Annotated in this window: 12 protein-coding genes; 3 read left to right on the top strand and 9 right to left on the bottom strand. The window is 61.8% G+C overall.

Annotation, left to right across the window (positions count from 1 at the left end; all coding sequences use genetic code 11):
* Nucleotides 1–172: 172 nt before the first annotated feature.
* The 3 genes from AMK05_RS15605 to dnaG form a co-directional block, all read right to left on the bottom strand.
* The gene (locus AMK05_RS15605) at nucleotides 173–1,360 is read right to left on the bottom strand and encodes a glycine C-acetyltransferase (RefSeq protein ID WP_064839869.1); all 1,188 of its coding nucleotides are present in this window, start codon (nucleotides 1,358–1,360) and stop codon (nucleotides 173–175) included.
* Between the two features lie 97 nt (nucleotides 1,361–1,457).
* Nucleotides 1,458–3,323, bottom strand: coding sequence for a DNA helicase RecQ (gene recQ / locus AMK05_RS15610; protein WP_064839871.1), 1,866 nt, complete (start codon nucleotides 3,321–3,323; stop codon nucleotides 1,458–1,460).
* On the bottom strand, nucleotides 3,323–5,329 hold the full coding sequence (gene dnaG, locus AMK05_RS15615; RefSeq protein ID WP_064839873.1) for a DNA primase: 2,007 nt from the start codon (nucleotides 5,327–5,329) through the stop codon (nucleotides 3,323–3,325). The genes recQ and dnaG overlap by 1 nt, the downstream gene beginning before the upstream one ends.
* 672 nt (nucleotides 5,330–6,001) lie before the next feature.
* Between dnaG and AMK05_RS15620 the strand changes: the two genes are divergently transcribed.
* Nucleotides 6,002–6,889: a hypothetical protein gene (locus AMK05_RS15620; RefSeq protein ID WP_064839875.1), complete on the top strand. Its 888-nt coding sequence runs from the start codon at nucleotides 6,002–6,004 to the stop codon at nucleotides 6,887–6,889.
* A gap of 110 nt (nucleotides 6,890–6,999) precedes the next feature.
* Here AMK05_RS15620 and AMK05_RS15625 read toward each other — a convergent pair whose 3' ends face one another.
* Nucleotides 7,000–7,452, bottom strand: coding sequence for a GatB/YqeY domain-containing protein (locus tag AMK05_RS15625; RefSeq protein WP_049736298.1), 453 nt, complete (start codon nucleotides 7,450–7,452; stop codon nucleotides 7,000–7,002).
* Between the two features lie 270 nt (nucleotides 7,453–7,722).
* On the opposite strand from AMK05_RS15625, the gene carA reads away from it, so the two are divergent.
* Nucleotides 7,723–8,928, top strand: coding sequence for a glutamine-hydrolyzing carbamoyl-phosphate synthase small subunit (gene carA / locus AMK05_RS15630; protein WP_064841399.1), 1,206 nt, complete (start codon nucleotides 7,723–7,725; stop codon nucleotides 8,926–8,928).
* Nucleotides 8,929–9,104: 176 nt separating this feature from the next.
* On the opposite strand, the gene AMK05_RS15635 is transcribed toward carA, so the two are convergent.
* A complete protein-coding gene (locus AMK05_RS15635) occupies nucleotides 9,105–10,811 on the bottom strand; it encodes an adenylate/guanylate cyclase domain-containing protein (RefSeq protein ID WP_064839877.1) in 1,707 nt (568 codons plus the stop codon).
* 324 nt (nucleotides 10,812–11,135) lie between these two features.
* Between AMK05_RS15635 and AMK05_RS15640 the strand changes: the two genes are divergently transcribed.
* The gene (locus AMK05_RS15640) at nucleotides 11,136–11,456 is read left to right on the top strand and encodes an antibiotic biosynthesis monooxygenase family protein (protein WP_049736244.1); all 321 of its coding nucleotides are present in this window, start codon (nucleotides 11,136–11,138) and stop codon (nucleotides 11,454–11,456) included.
* 17 nt (nucleotides 11,457–11,473) lie between these two features.
* On the opposite strand, the gene AMK05_RS15645 is transcribed toward AMK05_RS15640, so the two are convergent.
* From AMK05_RS15645 to ypfJ, 4 genes are all read right to left on the bottom strand, one after another.
* Nucleotides 11,474–12,877 carry an MATE family efflux transporter gene (locus tag AMK05_RS15645; RefSeq protein ID WP_064839880.1) on the bottom strand — a complete coding sequence of 468 codons (1,404 nt, stop codon included), beginning with the start codon at nucleotides 12,875–12,877 and terminating at the stop codon, nucleotides 11,474–11,476.
* A gap of 145 nt (nucleotides 12,878–13,022) precedes the next feature.
* Nucleotides 13,023–14,267, bottom strand: a complete 1,245-nt coding sequence (locus tag AMK05_RS15650; protein WP_064839882.1) for a TCR/Tet family MFS transporter — start codon at nucleotides 14,265–14,267, stop codon at nucleotides 13,023–13,025.
* A complete protein-coding gene (locus AMK05_RS15655) occupies nucleotides 14,260–14,619 on the bottom strand; it encodes a hypothetical protein (protein WP_064839884.1) in 360 nt (119 codons plus the stop codon). The genes AMK05_RS15650 and AMK05_RS15655 overlap by 8 nt, the downstream gene beginning before the upstream one ends.
* A gap of 132 nt (nucleotides 14,620–14,751) precedes the next feature.
* Nucleotides 14,752–15,672, bottom strand: coding sequence for a KPN_02809 family neutral zinc metallopeptidase (ypfJ, locus tag AMK05_RS15660; protein ID WP_064839886.1), 921 nt, complete (start codon nucleotides 15,670–15,672; stop codon nucleotides 14,752–14,754).
* Nucleotides 15,673–15,757 lie beyond the last annotated feature (85 nt).

Consider the following 15,757-nt stretch of genomic DNA (forward strand, 5'->3'; position numbering starts at 1 on the left):
TATCCCTTGGTCAGTGCCTGTTTCGGCCCCTCATCCGCCTGCCGGCACCTTCTCCCCGCAGGCGGGGCGAAGGGGACAAGCGGCGACCTCTCCGTCCCCACCATCCTCTCGCAGGGCACGTCCCCTCGCCCCGTTTACGGGGAGAGGGTTAGGGTGAGGGGCAGCCTCATTCTCAAATCACACCCAGTTCCCGCCCCGCTTCCGCAAAGGCCGCAATCGCCCGCTCGACATCCGCCCTGGAATGCGCTGCCGACATCTGCGTGCGGATGCGGGCCTGGCCTTTCGGCACCACCGGGAAAGAAAAGCCGATCACGTAAATGCCCTTCTTCAGCATCAACCCCGCCATGTCCTGGGCAAGCTTGGCATCGCCGAGCATGACCGGGATGATCGGATGGCCTTCGCCGGCGAGCGTGAAGCCAAGCTTCGTCATCTCGGTTCGGAAGAGATCGGCATTGTCGGAAAGGCGCTTGCGCAAGGCATCGCCATTTTCGATCAGGTCGAACACTTTCAGCGAGGCGGCGGCAATGACCGGCGCCAGCGTGTTCGAGAACAGATAGGGCCGCGAGCGCTGACGCAGCCATTCGATGACCTCGGCTTTCGCCGAAGTATAACCGCCCGAGGCGCCGCCGAGCGCCTTGCCGAGCGTGCCGGTGATGATGTCGATCCGCCCCTCGACGCCGCAATGTTCGGGCGAGCCGCGGCCGTGCCTGCCGACGAAGCCGACCGCATGGCTGTCATCAACCATGACCATGGCGCCATATTTCTCGGCGAGATCGCAGACGCCGCCCAAATTGGCGATGATGCCGTCCATCGAGAAGACGCCGTCGGTGGCGATCAGCTTGAAACGGCTGCCTTCGGCTTTCTTCAATTCCTCTTCCAGCGCCGCCATGTCGTTGTTGGCGTAGCGGAAGCGTTTGGCCTTCGAAAGCCTGACACCGTCGATGATCGAGGCGTGATTCAGCGCATCCGAGATGATCGCATCCTCTTCGGAAAGCAGCGTTTCGAACAGACCGCCATTGGCATCGAAACAGGAGGAATAGAGGATCGTGTCTTCCATGCCGAGGAAGGAGGAGATGCGCGCTTCGAGCTGCTTATGCTCTTCCTGCGTGCCGCAGATGAAACGCACCGAGGCCATGCCGTAGCCATAGCGGTCGAGCGCCTGCTTGCCGGCCTCGGCCAGTTCCTCGTTGTCGGCAAGGCCGAGATAATTGTTGGCGCAGAAATTCAGCACCCGCTCGCCGGTCGAAATGGCAATTTCGCCTGCCTGCTTGGAGCTGATCACTCGCTCGGATTTATAGAGGCCGGCATCCTTCAGCGCCGAAATTTCGGCACTGAGATGGGAGAGAAATGGCGAGGTCATGCGCGGCCCTTCCTGATGTTTTTTATAGCTTCCGGGTTAGCATATCGCCATCGGCTTGTCTTGTTCAGCGCTGGGCCGAAGACATCGGTCGGCCCGCTCAGCCGTCCTGGGCCAGGATGATCTCCAGGAACGCATCGCCATAACGCTCGAGCTTCGCCTGGCCGACGCCCGATATGGCAAGCAGCTCCTTGCGGCTCCTTGGCTTCTCCGTGGCAAAGGCGATCAGCGTCGTATCGGGGAAGACGACATAGGGCGGCACGCCGAGCGATTTGGCAATCGCCATGCGCTCGGCCCGCAGCGCCTCGAACAGAGCGCCGTCGGAGCCCGACAGTCCCGATTTGCGCTCGCTGCGCTCCGCCTTCTTCGTGCGCCGTTCGGAGGCCGGCCGGTCCTTGCGGAAGAACACCTGCCGCTCGTGCTTGAAGACAGCGCGCGCCTCCGGCTCCAGCTTCAGTGCCCCGTAAGCCTCGTGATCGACCCGGACCAGCCCCATGGCAAGCAGCTGGCGGTAGACGGATTGCCAGGTGCGCGATGGAATATCCTTGCCGGCGCCGAAAACAGGCATATCGGCATGGCCGAAACGCTCGGTCTTTTCGTTGACATTGCCGACGAGCACATCGATGACGTGGCCCGCACCGAAACGTTCGCCGGTGCGATAGATCGCGGCGAGCGCCTTGATCGCCGCCTCCGTGCCCTCCCAGGTCTCGACCGGCTTCAGGCAGGTGTCGCAATTGCCGCATTGTCCGGCATGCGCCTCGCCGAAATGCGCAAGAATCGCCTGGCGGCGGCAGGAAGCGGTCTCGCAGATCGCCAGCAAGGCGTTGAGCTTGGCGCGCTCGACCCGCTTGATCTCAGCGGCGGCACCGCCCTCGTCGATCATCCGGCCGCGCTGGATGACATCGGCCATGCCGTAGGCCATCCAGACCTCGGACGGCAGACCGTCGCGGCCGGCGCGCCCCGTCTCCTGGTAATAGGCCTCAACGGAACCCGGCAGGTCGAGATGGGCGACATACCGCACATTCGGTTTGTCGATGCCCATGCCGAAGGCGACGGTGGCGACGAGGCAGAGGTTCTCCTCTTTCAAAAAGGCATCCTGATTGGCGTCGCGAACCGCCCTGTCCATGCCGGCATGGTAGGCAAGCGCACGCACGCCCTGGCCGTTCAGCCATTCTGCCGTATCCTCGACCTTGGCGCGCGACAGGCAATAGACGATGCCGCTGTTTCCCTTGTGGCCGGACAGGAAGCGCAACAGCTGCTGACGCGGCTGGTCGCGCTCGACAATTTCGTAAGCAATGTTCGGACGGTCGAAGCTGGTGGTGAAGATCCGGGCAGCGTCGAGCCCCAGCCGCTCGATGATGTCGTCGCGCGTATGCGGATCGGCCGTCGCCGTCAGCGCCACGCGCGGCACGCCCGGATATTGCTCGCCCAGCTGGCCGAGCGCGCGATATTCCGGCCGGAAATCATGGCCCCATTGTGAGACGCAATGAGCCTCGTCGATGGCAAACAGCGCGATCTTCTCGTTGGCGATCAGCTCGCGAAAACCATCAGTGAGGATGCGCTCGGGCGTCACGTAGAGAAGGTCGAGCCGGCCCGCCGAAAGCGCGCGGCGGACCTCGACGAACTCCTCGCGCGACAGCGACGAATTGAGCGCGGCCGCCCGGATGCCGAGCTGCTTCATCGCCTCCACCTGATCGCGCATCAGCGCAATCAGCGGCGAAACGACAATGCCGACGCCGTCACGGCAGAGTGCCGGGATCTGGAAGCACAGCGATTTGCCCGCGCCTGTCGGAAAGAGCACCACGGCATCGCCGCCTGACACCACATGCTCGACCACCTGCTGCTGCTTGCCGCGGAAAGAGGAATAGCCGTAGACCTGCTTGAGAATATCGAGCGGCGCTCGGCCGGCGGAAAACAACGCATCGGAGGCGGAAAAGCCCGGTTCGTTCCGTTCGGTCTGCGGCATCAGTGGTTCGCCGCCCCTTTGACGCGGCCGGAGAGCACGCCGAAGCCGTCGATGATTGCCTCCTGGTTCTCAAGCCGCACACCTTCGAAATGCACTTCCTGTTGCGCCCGCATCAGCTGAACGATCGCCTCGCCGTCGCCGGCTTCGGTCGCCAGCGCAATCTCGCGTTCGAGTTCCATTTTCTGCCGGCGCAGTGCCTTTGCCCGTTTGTGGAAGGCGAGCGCCTGGCGATACCCCTCACGCGCATCCTCCATCGCCGCCTCCTCGGTCGCCGTCCAGAGTCTGGCATTGCGCACCTGCTGGTCGAGGCTCTTGATCAGCGGACCGAAGCCCTCGAATTCCAACCTTTCGGTCAGATATTCGCGCGTCAGATGCGGGCCGGCGACGGCAGCCGCTGCCCCAAGCACAGCCGACCAGAGCTGCTTCAACTCTCGGCTGTCATAATCGATCGCGGCGATCTCGTCATAATCGTCGATCATCAGCGACGGATGATTGACGATGGTGAGCGCCAGCACGCTTTCGCGCAGCGCCGTATTGTCCCGGTGGCCGCGCACCGGGCCTGAGCGGGCGAGCCGGTCGGAAATAAGGCTGGGGCTTTTCGGCCCTGCCTTACCCGCATTGTCGCGGCCCGCCCGGTAATTGCCATTGCCATTGAAGCCGCGGCGCTCGCCATTGTTGCGGTTCTGGAACTGAGGCTGGAAGAAGGCGTTCAGCCGGTCGCGAATATCCTGCTGGTAGTGACGGCGCACATTCTCGTCGGCGATGACGGCGACCAGCTGCTTCAGCCGCGCCTCGAGTTCGGCGCGTGCCTCGGGCGTGTCGAACTTGCCGGTATTGATCTCACGGCTCCACAGCATCTCCGACAGCGGCTTTGCCTGGCTCATCACCTTGTCGAAGGGCGCGCGGCCGTCATCGCGCACCAGATCATCCGGGTCCTTGCCATCCGGCAGAAGCGCAAAGCGGACGGAACGGCCGGGCTTCAGATGCGGCAGCGCCAGTTCGGCGGCGCGATTGGCGGCGCGGATGCCGGCGCCGTCACCGTCGAAGCAGAGCACCGGCTGCGGCACCATCTTCCAAAGCAGCTCGAGCTGGTTTTCGGTGAGCGCCGTGCCGAGCGGCGCGACGGCATTCTCGATGCCCGCCTGATAGAGCGCGATCACATCCATATAGCCTTCGACGGCGATGATGGTGCCGCTGGCATTGTCGTCCTGCTGATCGCTACGGCCCGGCCCCTGGATGGCGCGGCGGGCGCGGGCGAAATTATAAAGGACGTTGCCCTTGTGAAAGAGTTCCGTCTCGTTGGAGTTCAGATATTTCGCCGGCGCATCCGATGACATGGCGCGGCCGCCGAAGGCGATCACCTTCTCCCGCGACGAGAGGATCGGGAACATGATGCGGTCGCGGAAACGATCATAGGAAACCGGCACGTTTTCATGAACGACCAGGCCGCAGGCCTCGATCTGTTCTTTCAGCACGCCCTTGCCGGCCAGAAATTCCTTCAGCGCATTGCGGCTGTCAGGGGCATAGCCGAGACGGAAGGTTTCGATGGTGCGCCCGGTCAGCCCGCGGTCGCGCAGATAGGCGCGCGCCCTCGCCCCATTCGCCGTCTGCAATTGATCCTGGAAAAATTGTGTCGCCATCTCCATGACGTCGATCAGCGAGCCGCGTTCCTTCTCGCGCTTCTCCATCACAGGATCGGCAAGCGGCATCGGAACGCCGGCCATATCGGCGATCTGCTGCACCGCCTCGGGAAAGCTCAAGCCCTCCAGCTCGGTAAGGAAGCGGAAATGGTCGCCCGTGACGCCGCAGCCGAAGCAGTGATAGCGGCCCTTCCGGTCCTCGCAGTGGAAGCTCGGCGATTTCTCGCCGTGGAACGGGCAGCAGGCCCAGTAATCGCCACGTGACACGTTGGTCTTGCGCTTATCCCAACTGACACGGCGCGCAATCACGTTCGAAATCGGAACGCGGTCGCGAATATCATCGAGAAAGGTGTTGGAAAAACGCATTTATACCTCTTGGCCAGCCTCCATATAAGCTGCTTTGCCGCTCCACGCCACGAAACTTGTCATGAAAACCCGCTATTCACAGGCAAGTGCACCCGTCCCCGGTCGCGTCGGTTATCCAATCAAAAACGCGTTATCGCCCCCTGCGACAGGGTGCGACATTATTGCCGTTCAAGCGCTGAAATTCAACCGCGGCAATTGTCTCGGCAAGAGTGGCGATCTCTAATTTCGCCAGATTTAATCATTTTAAAACAGGCGCTTATCTGACGCATCGATGGCGCAGCTTTATCCCGGCGCTGCCATCCTAGCCTTCGCTTCGAAGCCTCCAAAAACGACGTTTTCGGCAATCATTATTTTTTTGTAATTTGAATAAGCCGCCGCCCCGCAATAGGTTCGATCTCAACAAAGCGATCCCCGAGCGAAGCACCATCCCTACCCCCGGCGCCGCTTCGCAAGGGTGCCTTTGCAAATACCCTCCGGCTTGGGCCTCGGCCCTGCGTTTGCCGGCGGAAGCAAAGAGCAAGAAGGCAGGAGCGCCCCCAGCTCCTGCCTTCTTAAATTTTAGCTTCCCCTGATACAAATTCCCTTTTGAAATTAACTGATTATTGACAAAACCGTTGACAGGCGACGCTTGCGTGAAAGAAGTATGCGCCGAACTCCCTGGACGCCCTCCACATGGCCTTTACCGCTGAAACTCTTGCAGCAGACGATCGATTTCTCGCTGCGATCCTGCATTGCGCCGATCAGATGCTTTCGATCTATCGTGAGAGCCCGCGCATCGCCTCGATTTTCGCCGCGCAGCAGCGCTGGCTGATGGCCCATGCCGGCTTTGCGCTTCATTACGGCGATCCCGACGACGGCAGGAGCGGCCTTTATTCCGGCCGCTTCATCGATTTCGCGGTCAGGAACGACATCGCCAGCCGCAATACGGCGGCGGCCTTCATGCAGGAAATGCTGGCCTATCGTTTCCTGCGGCCGGTTCCCGGGCCTGACAAGCGCACGCGCTATCTGGAGCCCACGGAAACCGCCGAGCAGCATTTCACCCGATGGCTCCTCGCCCATCTGATGATCCTCGACAGCCTCGACGGCGGTCAACGCGCCGGCAAGGTCACCGCCGATGCCTCGGCGATGATGGCCGCGATCCAGCCGCGGATCGCCAAGGCGATCATCGGCAGCGAACGGGTGCGCAACCCTGGCCCCACCTTCAATCTCTTCAACTGGGCAAATACCGGCGGTCTGGTAATGGACTACCTGATCTCGCGCCTGCCGGAATTTCCCCGGGGGGCCGAACGCGTCGCGGTCGGCCCCCTGTCGCTCAGGGAAATCCGCGAACAGTTCATGATCTCCAACACGCACCTGAAGCGGCTGCTGACGCAGGCAGCGGCCATGGAGAGCGTCGGCTGGACAGGCCCCTCCCGCAAGGGCGATTTCTGGCTGTCGCGCCGTTTCATTCTCGAATACTGGAATTATCAGGCGGCGAAATTCGCCATCATCGATGCCGCGGCCGAAGCGGTGCTCGGGCCTGCGGTCCTGGACGAACCGCAGGCAAGACGCGTCGTCTGAGCCGGCTTAAAGCGCGTCGCGATTTTCCAGATTCGCTCCTTGCGCTTTAACCCTTTATTTTGATGCATGTCGTTGTCCCGGAACCGCTGCACACTTCCGGGCGACATGCATTAGCTCAGCAGTTCCTTGACGGTCGCCGACGCCTTGGCGAAATCCATCTGGCCGGCATAACGCTCCTTGAGCGCGGCCATCACCTTGCCCATGTCCTTGGCGCCGGCAGCACCGGTCTCGGCGATGATCGCCGACACATTGGCGCGCACTTCGCTGTCCGAAAGCTGCTTCGGCATGAAATCTTGAATGACGGTGATTTCGGCACGCTCCTTGGCGGCGAGCTCCGGCCGCGAGTTCTCCTCGTAGATCTTTGCCGATTCGTCGCGCTGCTTCACCATCTTGGCGAGGATCTGCAGGATCTCGTCGTCGCTCGCCTGCTCCTTGCCGGTGCCGCGATTGGCGATATCGCGATCTTTGACCGCGGCCTGAATCAGCCGGACGGTGGAAAGCCGCTCCGCATTCTTGGCCTTCATCGCCTCTTTCAGCTGGGTGGCGAGTTGATCGCGCAGCATGGTCTTCACTCCTGTTTTGATGCCGCTTCATAAACCACGCTGATGCGGCGGATCAAATAAATTGCGCGGTCGCCGCGATAAAGCGCAGGAAAACGGCGGCAATCCCGGTTACAAAGATTGACGCTCAGCGATTGCGTGGCTATTTACCGCCACCTGCACCAAAATTCGTGATCAGGCCTGAAGCGCGCGGCATAGCCGTGCCCACACGCCTGCGAGATCAAATGGCGACGAGCGCGGCAACGCGCACCGACCGCCGGAAACGGGATGAAGATGACCGCGACAGCACCCTGGACAATCGAAAAGCCGACCGCCCTGCTCGTTCTTGCCGACGGCACGGTCATCGAAGGCAGGGGCATCGGCGCCACCGGCAAGGTCCAGGCCGAAGTGGTCTTCAACACGGCGCTAACCGGCTACGAGGAAATCCTGACCGACCCCTCCTATCTCGGCCAGATCGTCACCTTCACTTTTCCCCATATCGGCAATATCGGCACCAACGATGAAGACATCGAGGATCTGACGCCTGCCGCCCGCCACGGCGCCGTCGGCGTCATCTTCAAGGCCGACATCACCGAGCCTTCGAACTACCGCGCCGCCAAGCATCTCGACCAATGGCTGAAGGCGCGCGGCGTCATCGGTCTCTGCGGTATCGACACGCGAGCCCTGACCGCCTGGATCCGTGAGAACGGCGCCCCGAACGCGGTGATCGCCCACGATCCGAACGGCGTCTTCGACATCGAAGCGCTGAAGGCCGAAGCCAAGGCCTGGAGCGGCCTCGAAGGCCTCGACCTTGCCAAGATCGCCTCCTCCGGCCAGTCCTCGCAATGGACCGAGACGCCGTGGGTCTGGAACGAAGGGTACGGCGAACTCGCCGCGGCGGACGCCAAATACCACGTCGTCTGCCTCGACTACGGCGTCAAGCGCAACATTCTGCGGCTGTTTGCCGGTCTCGACTGCAAGGTCACCGTCGTGCCGGCCGCAACGAGCGCCGAAGACGTGCTCGCCATGCAGCCGGACGGCATCTTCCTGTCGAACGGCCCCGGCGATCCGGCCGCAACCGGCGAATATGCGGTGCCTGTGATCAAGACGCTCGTTAAGACCGATATCCCGGTCTTCGGCATCTGCCTCGGCCATCAGATGCTGGGTCTCGCCCTCGGCGCCAAGACCGAGAAGATGCATCAGGGCCATCACGGCGCCAACCACCCGGTCAAGGATCATACGACCGGCAAGGTCGAGATCGTCTCGATGAACCACGGCTTCGCGGTCGACTCGAAGTCGCTGCCCGACGGCGTTGAAGAGACTCATATTTCGCTTTTCGACGGTACCAATTGCGGCCTGCGCGTGCTCGGCAAGCAGATCTTCTCCGTTCAGCACCATCCGGAAGCCTCGCCCGGCCCGCAAGACAGCCACTATCTCTTCCGCCGCTTCATCAACATGGTGCGCGAAAAGAAGGGCGAACCGGCGCTCGCCGAACGCTGATTTCAAGAACTGCCGATTTCGCAAAGGCCCGCCAAACCGGCAGCCGAGACTCGGGCGGGTTGACGCGTTTTGTCGAGCGTCTGAAGAAGCTTGGCACTGCGATCCAGACCGTCGTTTCGCGCAGCGCATTCCGTTGATCAAGTCCTCGAACGCGCCGGGATTGTTCCCACCCGCTGTCACATCTCCGGCAGGCCGGCCTTTCGAAAGCCGTCGACAAAGTGGTCTCGTACGGAGCCATCGCGCAGCGGCTGGGAGCTCAGCCAATGGCCGATCGTGAAATGGGGGTGGGCGATCAGGAACAATTCTGCTTCTCGCCGTGCCTCCTCACTGTGGCCCAACTGCGCAAGCGTAGCAGCCAGGAATTTGCGTGAGTTGGTACGATAGGTGTCTTCCCTGCGGAGCGTAGCGCTTGCCGCCTCATAGTCACGCGCGGCGTATTGCGCCTGTCCAAGATGACAAAGATACCAGCAGGCTGGACGGGGATTGAGCCGCAGAGCTTTTTCGATCTGCGCCAGTCCGTCGGCAACCCTGCCGTCCAGCACTGAGATGTCCGACATGGCGGCCCAGGTGTCGGCGTGGTTGGGGTCCAGCTCCAGGGCCTTGGCGAAGGCGGCCTCCGATTCCTCCCATCGCCGCTCATAGGCCAAAATGGTCCCCAGGACGTAACGGCAGCCGGCATCGTTGGGATCGAGCTCGACCGCCTTCTGCGCTGATGTCGTCGCCATCTCCCGGTTGGGATCTTCGGGCTCGCCGAAATGAGTCCAGGCCAGCCACCGGTTATAGGCGAGCAGCCCGAGCGCCTCGGCATATGATGGCTCGAGCTTGAGCGCGCGCTGGAGCAGCATATAGGCCTCACGCTCGGTTTGCGGCGACTCTTCCGTCAGGAGGCGGGCGCGCACACACAGATCGTACGCCTCAAAGTTCTTCGGCCGATTGCGCGGCGTCGGGATGGTCAGCCGGCCGACGAGGGCTTCAACAATCTTGGCGTTGACTTCATCCTGTAATTCGAAAACATCTTCCAGCGTCCTGTCGAACCTCTCTGCCCACAAGTGCTGGCCGCCAAGCGCGTCGACCAATTGAGCATTGATGCGGACACGGCCCATTGCGCGTCTGGCGCTCCCCTCCAGGACGTAGCGGACGCCGAGTTCCTGGGCGACCCGCCGTACGTCGACCGGCTTGCCCTTGTAGCCGTAGACGGAATTGCGCGCGATGACGAACAGGCCAACCGTACGGGAAAGGTCGGTGATCAGGTCTTCGGTCAAGCCGTCGACGAAAGGCGCGTCCGCTTCATTCCCACTCATATTCGTGAACGGCAATACGGCGATCGAGGGACGGTCGGGCAGCGGCAATATGCTCCGCAGCGCATCCGGCCAATGCCACACGTGGACTGGGCGAGTGAGGTTCTTCAGGTAGCGTTCGCCTGCGTCGAAGAACCGGTCGCCGATCTTGCCGATGATCTCGCCGTGAACGCCGGCTGAAATGCAGATACCTCCCGGCGCGGCCTGCGTCTCGAGGCGCGCCGCGACATTGACGCCGTCGCCGAGGACGTCTGAACCGTCGTCAATGACATCTCCCAGATTGACGCCTATACGCAAAAGCAGGCGTTGATCTCCGGAAGCGTCGACAGCAGTGGTGGGCCGTTGCATTTCCAACGCTGCTTCGACCGCGTCCACCGCGCTAGCGAATTCGATCAGGAAGCCGTCGCCCACGACCTTGAAGATGCGACCGTTGTGGCGCATCACGGCCGGCTCGATAACGCCAGAACGGAGTTCCCTGAGGTTATCAAGCGTCGCGACTTCATCAGCCTCCATCAGGCGTGAATATCCCACCACATCGGCAACGACGATGGCGGCAAGGCGACGCTGAAGAGATTGATCCGTCATGTGAGGACAAGCCCAACGACCGACTTCATAAGTTATTGCTCAACCGCGGGTGAGTCAACAAATGGTTAAGAGGTGATGTCCAGGCGATCTCCACCTCCCTTGAGCCGTCATCCTTCTTTGTGACCGACTGCGTCGAGGTTGACGATCCAGTTGTCGAAAACCACGACATAGGAAGCAATGCCGTCACTCTGGAACACGACGGCTTCAGGAAGCGGTCGCCCGGCAATTCCAAGTTAGTGACCGGACGTCTTCGCTACCATATTGACCTCAACCATAGTTGAGGAATTACAAACGCCCGAAGACATCTGATGCAGGGGAAAATGGATGAGCGGAGCTTTCTTTCGTGTCGACAAATTCGTCGTGCCGGCTGCGGCACGCGAGGAATTTCTCGTCAAGGTGATGATGACCCACAAGCTGCTGGAAGCGCAGGAAGGTTTCATCGATCACAGGGTATTGGAGCAGGTCGCCGGTCCCGGCGAATTCAATTTCGTCACCATTGCCGAATGGGAAAATACCGAGGTCGTCGAACGTGCGCGGATAGCCGTGGCGGCCGCCCATAAGGCCGCAAATTTCGATCCGCAGGAAATGTTCGCACGTCTCGGCATTCGAGCCGATATCGCCAGTTACAAGCCTGTCGCGGCCTGAGGGCAAAGACGGCCGGCTCAGGCGCCTGAAGTCGCTCCTTCCCGGCGAAGCAGAAGATAAAACCGCCAGCAGAGCATGACGGCGGCCGCCGCCAGCCCGACGAGGAAACCGAACCAGATGCCGATGCCGCCGAAGCCCAGCGGGAAGGCGAAGGCCCAGGCGAGGAAGAAGCCGATCGGCCAATAGGCAATCAACGCCATGATCATCGGCACCCGCGCGTCTTTCAGACCGCGCAGCAATCCGTTGGCGACCACCTGCAGCCCATCGACCAGCTGGAAAAGCCCGGCGACGACGATCAGTGGTCCGGCATAGGCAAGCACCGCTGACGCCTCAGGCGAGTTGACGTCAAGGAACCAGCTGCCGAGGAATTGCGGCATGGTGGCAAAGAGCACCGAGCCGACCGCCGAAATGGCGCAGGCAAGGATCAGCACCATGATCGACGCCCGCACCAGCCCATCGTAATCGCCCTGCCCGTGCGCGACGCCGACGCGCACCGTCGCTGCCTGGCTGAGGCCGAGCGGGATCATGAAGGCGATCGAGGCCCATTGCAGGGCGATGCCGTGAGCGGCGAGCTCGATGGTGCCGATATAGCCCATCAGGAGCGATGCCACCGTGAACAGGCTGACCTCGGCAAGCACGGTGACGCTGATCGGAAAACCGAGCCGGAGAACCTCAAGCAGCGCATGCCAATCAGGCTTCCAGAACCGCACGAAGATCTCGTAGCGGCGTGTCTCCTCCCGCTTCTGGACGAAGGCAAGAATGAAGAGAAAGCCGGCCGTCTGCACGACGACTGAAACGATCGCAGCACCCTCGAGCCCCATCGCCGGAAAGCCGAAATGGCCGAGCACCAAGGCATAGGCGAAGATCGCGTTCAGCACCAGCGTGGCGATGGTGACGTTGAGTATGATGCCCGCCTTGCCGATGGCGCTGACCAAGGCCCGCATGACATTGAAAAGCAGCGCCGGCAGCACGCCGAACTGGCCGATCATGATGTAGCCATGGGCGAGCTTGGCCACCTCCGGCTTCTGTTGCGCGAAGAGAAGGATCTGCTCCGAATTGAAGAAGGCGGGCTGCATGATGACCCAATATGCGATCACTACCCAGAGACCCATGCGCAGCGCCCGGCGCACCGAGACGACGTCACCGCGGCCATAGGCCTGCGCCACCATCGGAATGACGGCGATGGCAAAACCGGAGCCGAAGATCAGGATCGTGAACAGGAACTGCGCCGAAAGCACCATCGCCGCCAGATGCTCGGCGCCGAGGCGACCGACGATCATCACGTCGGTGGTGTTGATGCCGAGCTGGGCGAGCTGCGCGCCGATCAACGGAATGCCGAGCGCCAGCGTTGCACGGAAATGTGCGCCCCAACGATTATCGGTTGTCGGCGCAAGCCTGCGCGCGTCGATCGGCGTGTCCATGACACCTGGTCCTGTGATTGAAATATGCGCCGCCGCACAATTTGCGGAGAAATATCATCGGGATTTAGAGGAAAGCCCCGCAAAGAACTACCCCAAAACAGGCAGATGATGAAAAATTCATCATCGCATCACCATTTCTGATTGATCAGCCCGCCACCTCAAGCGCCTCGGCCGGCTGACGGACCCGGACCCGCACGAGGAACACGCCGGCGGCTACCAGGATGAACAGGGCGGCGGTCAGATAGGGCGCGCCGGCAAAAGTGACAGGCGCTTCGGGCCGGGTGAAATAGCTGAACAACTGCGTGAAGATGAGCGGCCCGACGATGGTGGTGATGCTACTCAGACTGGTCAGCGCCCCCTGCAACTCGCCCTGCGCCGAGGGCGGCACCTTGCCGGCGGCAATGCTGCGCAGCGGCGGATCGGCGACGTTTTCCATGACGGTCGCGACGATGACGACATAGACCACCCAGCCCTCCCAGGCGAAGGCATAGCCGGTAAGCCCTGCGGCCGAAAAACAGAGGCCAAGAAGCGCTGTCTTCCATTCGCCGAGCAGAGGCACGATACGCGGCAGGACCAGTCCCATCACCAGCGCCGCGCCGATGCCGTAAATGCCGAGCGACAGGCCGATCTGCCCCTCGCTCCACCCGTAGCGATAGGTCGAGACGAAGGACCAGACGGAGGGATAGACGGCATGCGCCAGGAAGAACAGGAACATGACGAGGCTGACCCAGCCGATGCCCGGATAATGGCGCATCTGCCGCAGCGCGCCGAGCGGATTGGCGCGCTTCCACTCGAAGCGGCGGCGATTCCTAGCCTCCAGCGTTTCCGGCAGCAGGAAGCAGGCGGCGATGAAATTGACGAGCGAGAGTGCTGCTGCGCCGAGAAACGGCACACGCGGGCCGAATTCGCCGAGGAAGCCGCCGATGACCGGACCGATGGTGAAGCCGACGCCGAAGGCGATGCCGATCAGCCCGAAATTCTTCGCCCGGTTCTCCTCGGTGCTGATATCGGCGATATAGGCCGAGCAGGTGGCGAAGCTGCCGCCACTGATGCCGGCAAGCACACGGCCGACAAACAGCATCCAGAAGCTGGTGGCGATGCCGCAGATGAAATTGTCGATCGCGAATGTCAGCACCGACAGCAGAAGGATCGGCCGGCGGCCGAACCGGTCGGAGAGGTTTCCGAGTAGCGGCGCGAACAGGAATTGCATGCCGGCATAGACCAGCATCAGCCAGCCGCCGTCGATCGCCGCATCGCTGACGCCGCCGCCGGTCAGCTGCTCCAGATAGGCCGGCAGCACCGGCATGATGATGGCAATGCCGATAATGTCGAGGAAGAGGATGATGAAGACCAGGAAAAGGCCGCGGCGGACGAATTTGGGGTCAAGCATGAGGCATCTCTACAGCGGTTGGTTCTGAAAAGACGATCTCGTCGCCGAGAAAGTGACATAGCTCAGAAAAGAAACCGAAACAATCCGTGAACATTTCAAAGTTTTTGATAATGCAGAACGGGAAGTTCATGAGAGGGATCAACCGGAGAGCGCGGCGTGTGATTGTGGGAATGAGGAGAGCAAGGGCATTGCCACGATTCCCTTCTCCCCAGCGGGGGTCCGAAGGACGGGTCGAGACCCGCGGCTCGACCCCGGTCAGTGCCGGCAGGCAGATGAGGGGGTGAGCGACAGAGCCGCGAATGCGCTGCGCGCAAGCGAAGGGCAACAATGAATGTTGTGCCGTGCGGCCCATCCGACCCTTCGGGCCACCGACCGGGGTTGAGCCACGGGTCTCAACCCGTCCTTCGGACCCCCGCTGGGGAGAAGAGGGGAGAAAACAGCATCAGGCGTTTTCGGGGCCGTCACGAAGAAGAATGTTTGGCCCTCAAACCGGCCCCGAAAACGTATCGCAAGCCGACAGCTGGCCGCTGTCGAAGCCGCGCTTGAACCATCTGACGCGCTGTTGCGAGGTGCCGTGGTTGAAACTTTCGGGCACGACGTAACCCTGCGACCGTTTCTGCAGCGTATCGTCGCCGATCTGCTGGGCGGCATTCAGAGCTTCCTCAAGGTCGCCCGACTCCAGCAGGCCCTTCTGCTGGGTAAATTTGCCCCAGATGCCGGCGAAGCAATCGGCCTGCAGCTCGACGCGCACCGACATCTTGTTGGCCTCCTCCTCGCTCATGCGCTGGCGGGCCTGGTTGAACTTCGGCAGGATGCCGAGCAGGTTCTGCACGTGGTGGCCGACCTCGTGGGCGACGACATAAGCCTCGGCGAAATCGCCCGACGCACCGAACCGGTCGGAAAGCTCCTGGAAGAAAGCCGTGTCGAGATAGACCTTATGATCTTCAGGGCAGTAGAACGGACCGGTCGCGGCAGAGGCAAAGCCGCAGGCCGACTGCGTCTGGTCTGAGAACAGCACCAGGCGAGGCTCCTCGTAATCCCTGCCCTGCGCCTGGAAGATGCCCGTCCAAGTATCCTCGGTTTCGGCAAGCACGGTGCGCATGAAAGCGGTCATCTCGTCATTGGCGGGCGTGCGGGTGCCTTGCGACTGGCTCTGCTCGTAGCCTGGACCGCTCGACATGCCGCCGCCTTCGAGCACCTGTAGCAGATCGACGCCCATCATCTTGAAGATGAAATAGATAACGACGAGGAAGATGATCGTGCCGATGCTCAAGCCGCCGCCGGCACGGCGAACGCCGCCGCCGGAGGGAAAGTTAAAGCCGCCGCCGCGGCCGAAACCGCCGCTGCTCGGATCGCCGCGGCGATCCTCGACGTTGTCGGACTGACGCCGGCCTCTCCATTCCATCTTCGTTCTCCCCGGCAATGCCCGTGATTGCACTTCAGGAATCTATATATCCGTCGACGGCCGGAATTCCAGCGCGTTCATCGGG

This window comes from Rhizobium sp. N324 (assembly GCF_001664485.1).
Lineage (GTDB): Bacteria > Pseudomonadota > Alphaproteobacteria > Rhizobiales > Rhizobiaceae > Rhizobium.

Excerpts from the sequence above, each read along its gene's own strand:
- AMK05_RS15650 (WP_064839882.1), bottom strand. The coding sequence starts at position 14,267 with ATGCTTGACCCCAAATTCGTCCGCCGCGGCCTTTTCCTGGTCTTCATC.
- recQ (WP_064839871.1), bottom strand. The coding sequence starts at position 3,323 with ATGCCGCAGACCGAACGGAACGAACCGGGCTTTTCCGCCTCCGATGCG.
- AMK05_RS15625 (WP_049736298.1), bottom strand. The coding sequence starts at position 7,452 with ATGCTGCGCGATCAACTCGCCACCCAGCTGAAAGAGGCGATGAAGGCC.
- AMK05_RS15655 (WP_064839884.1), bottom strand. The coding sequence starts at position 14,619 with ATGGGCCGCACGGCACAACATTCATTGTTGCCCTTCGCTTGCGCGCAG.
- AMK05_RS15640 (WP_049736244.1), top strand. The coding sequence starts at position 11,136 with ATGAGCGGAGCTTTCTTTCGTGTCGACAAATTCGTCGTGCCGGCTGCG.
- AMK05_RS15635 (WP_064839877.1), bottom strand. The coding sequence starts at position 10,811 with ATGACGGATCAATCTCTTCAGCGTCGCCTTGCCGCCATCGTCGTTGCC.
- dnaG (WP_064839873.1), bottom strand. The coding sequence starts at position 5,329 with ATGCGTTTTTCCAACACCTTTCTCGATGATATTCGCGACCGCGTTCCG.
- ypfJ (WP_064839886.1), bottom strand. The coding sequence starts at position 15,672 with ATGGAATGGAGAGGCCGGCGTCAGTCCGACAACGTCGAGGATCGCCGC.
- AMK05_RS15645 (WP_064839880.1), bottom strand. The coding sequence starts at position 12,877 with ATGGACACGCCGATCGACGCGCGCAGGCTTGCGCCGACAACCGATAAT.
- AMK05_RS15605 (WP_064839869.1), bottom strand. The coding sequence starts at position 1,360 with ATGACCTCGCCATTTCTCTCCCATCTCAGTGCCGAAATTTCGGCGCTG.
- AMK05_RS15620 (WP_064839875.1), top strand. The coding sequence starts at position 6,002 with ATGGCCTTTACCGCTGAAACTCTTGCAGCAGACGATCGATTTCTCGCT.
- carA (WP_064841399.1), top strand. The coding sequence starts at position 7,723 with ATGACCGCGACAGCACCCTGGACAATCGAAAAGCCGACCGCCCTGCTC.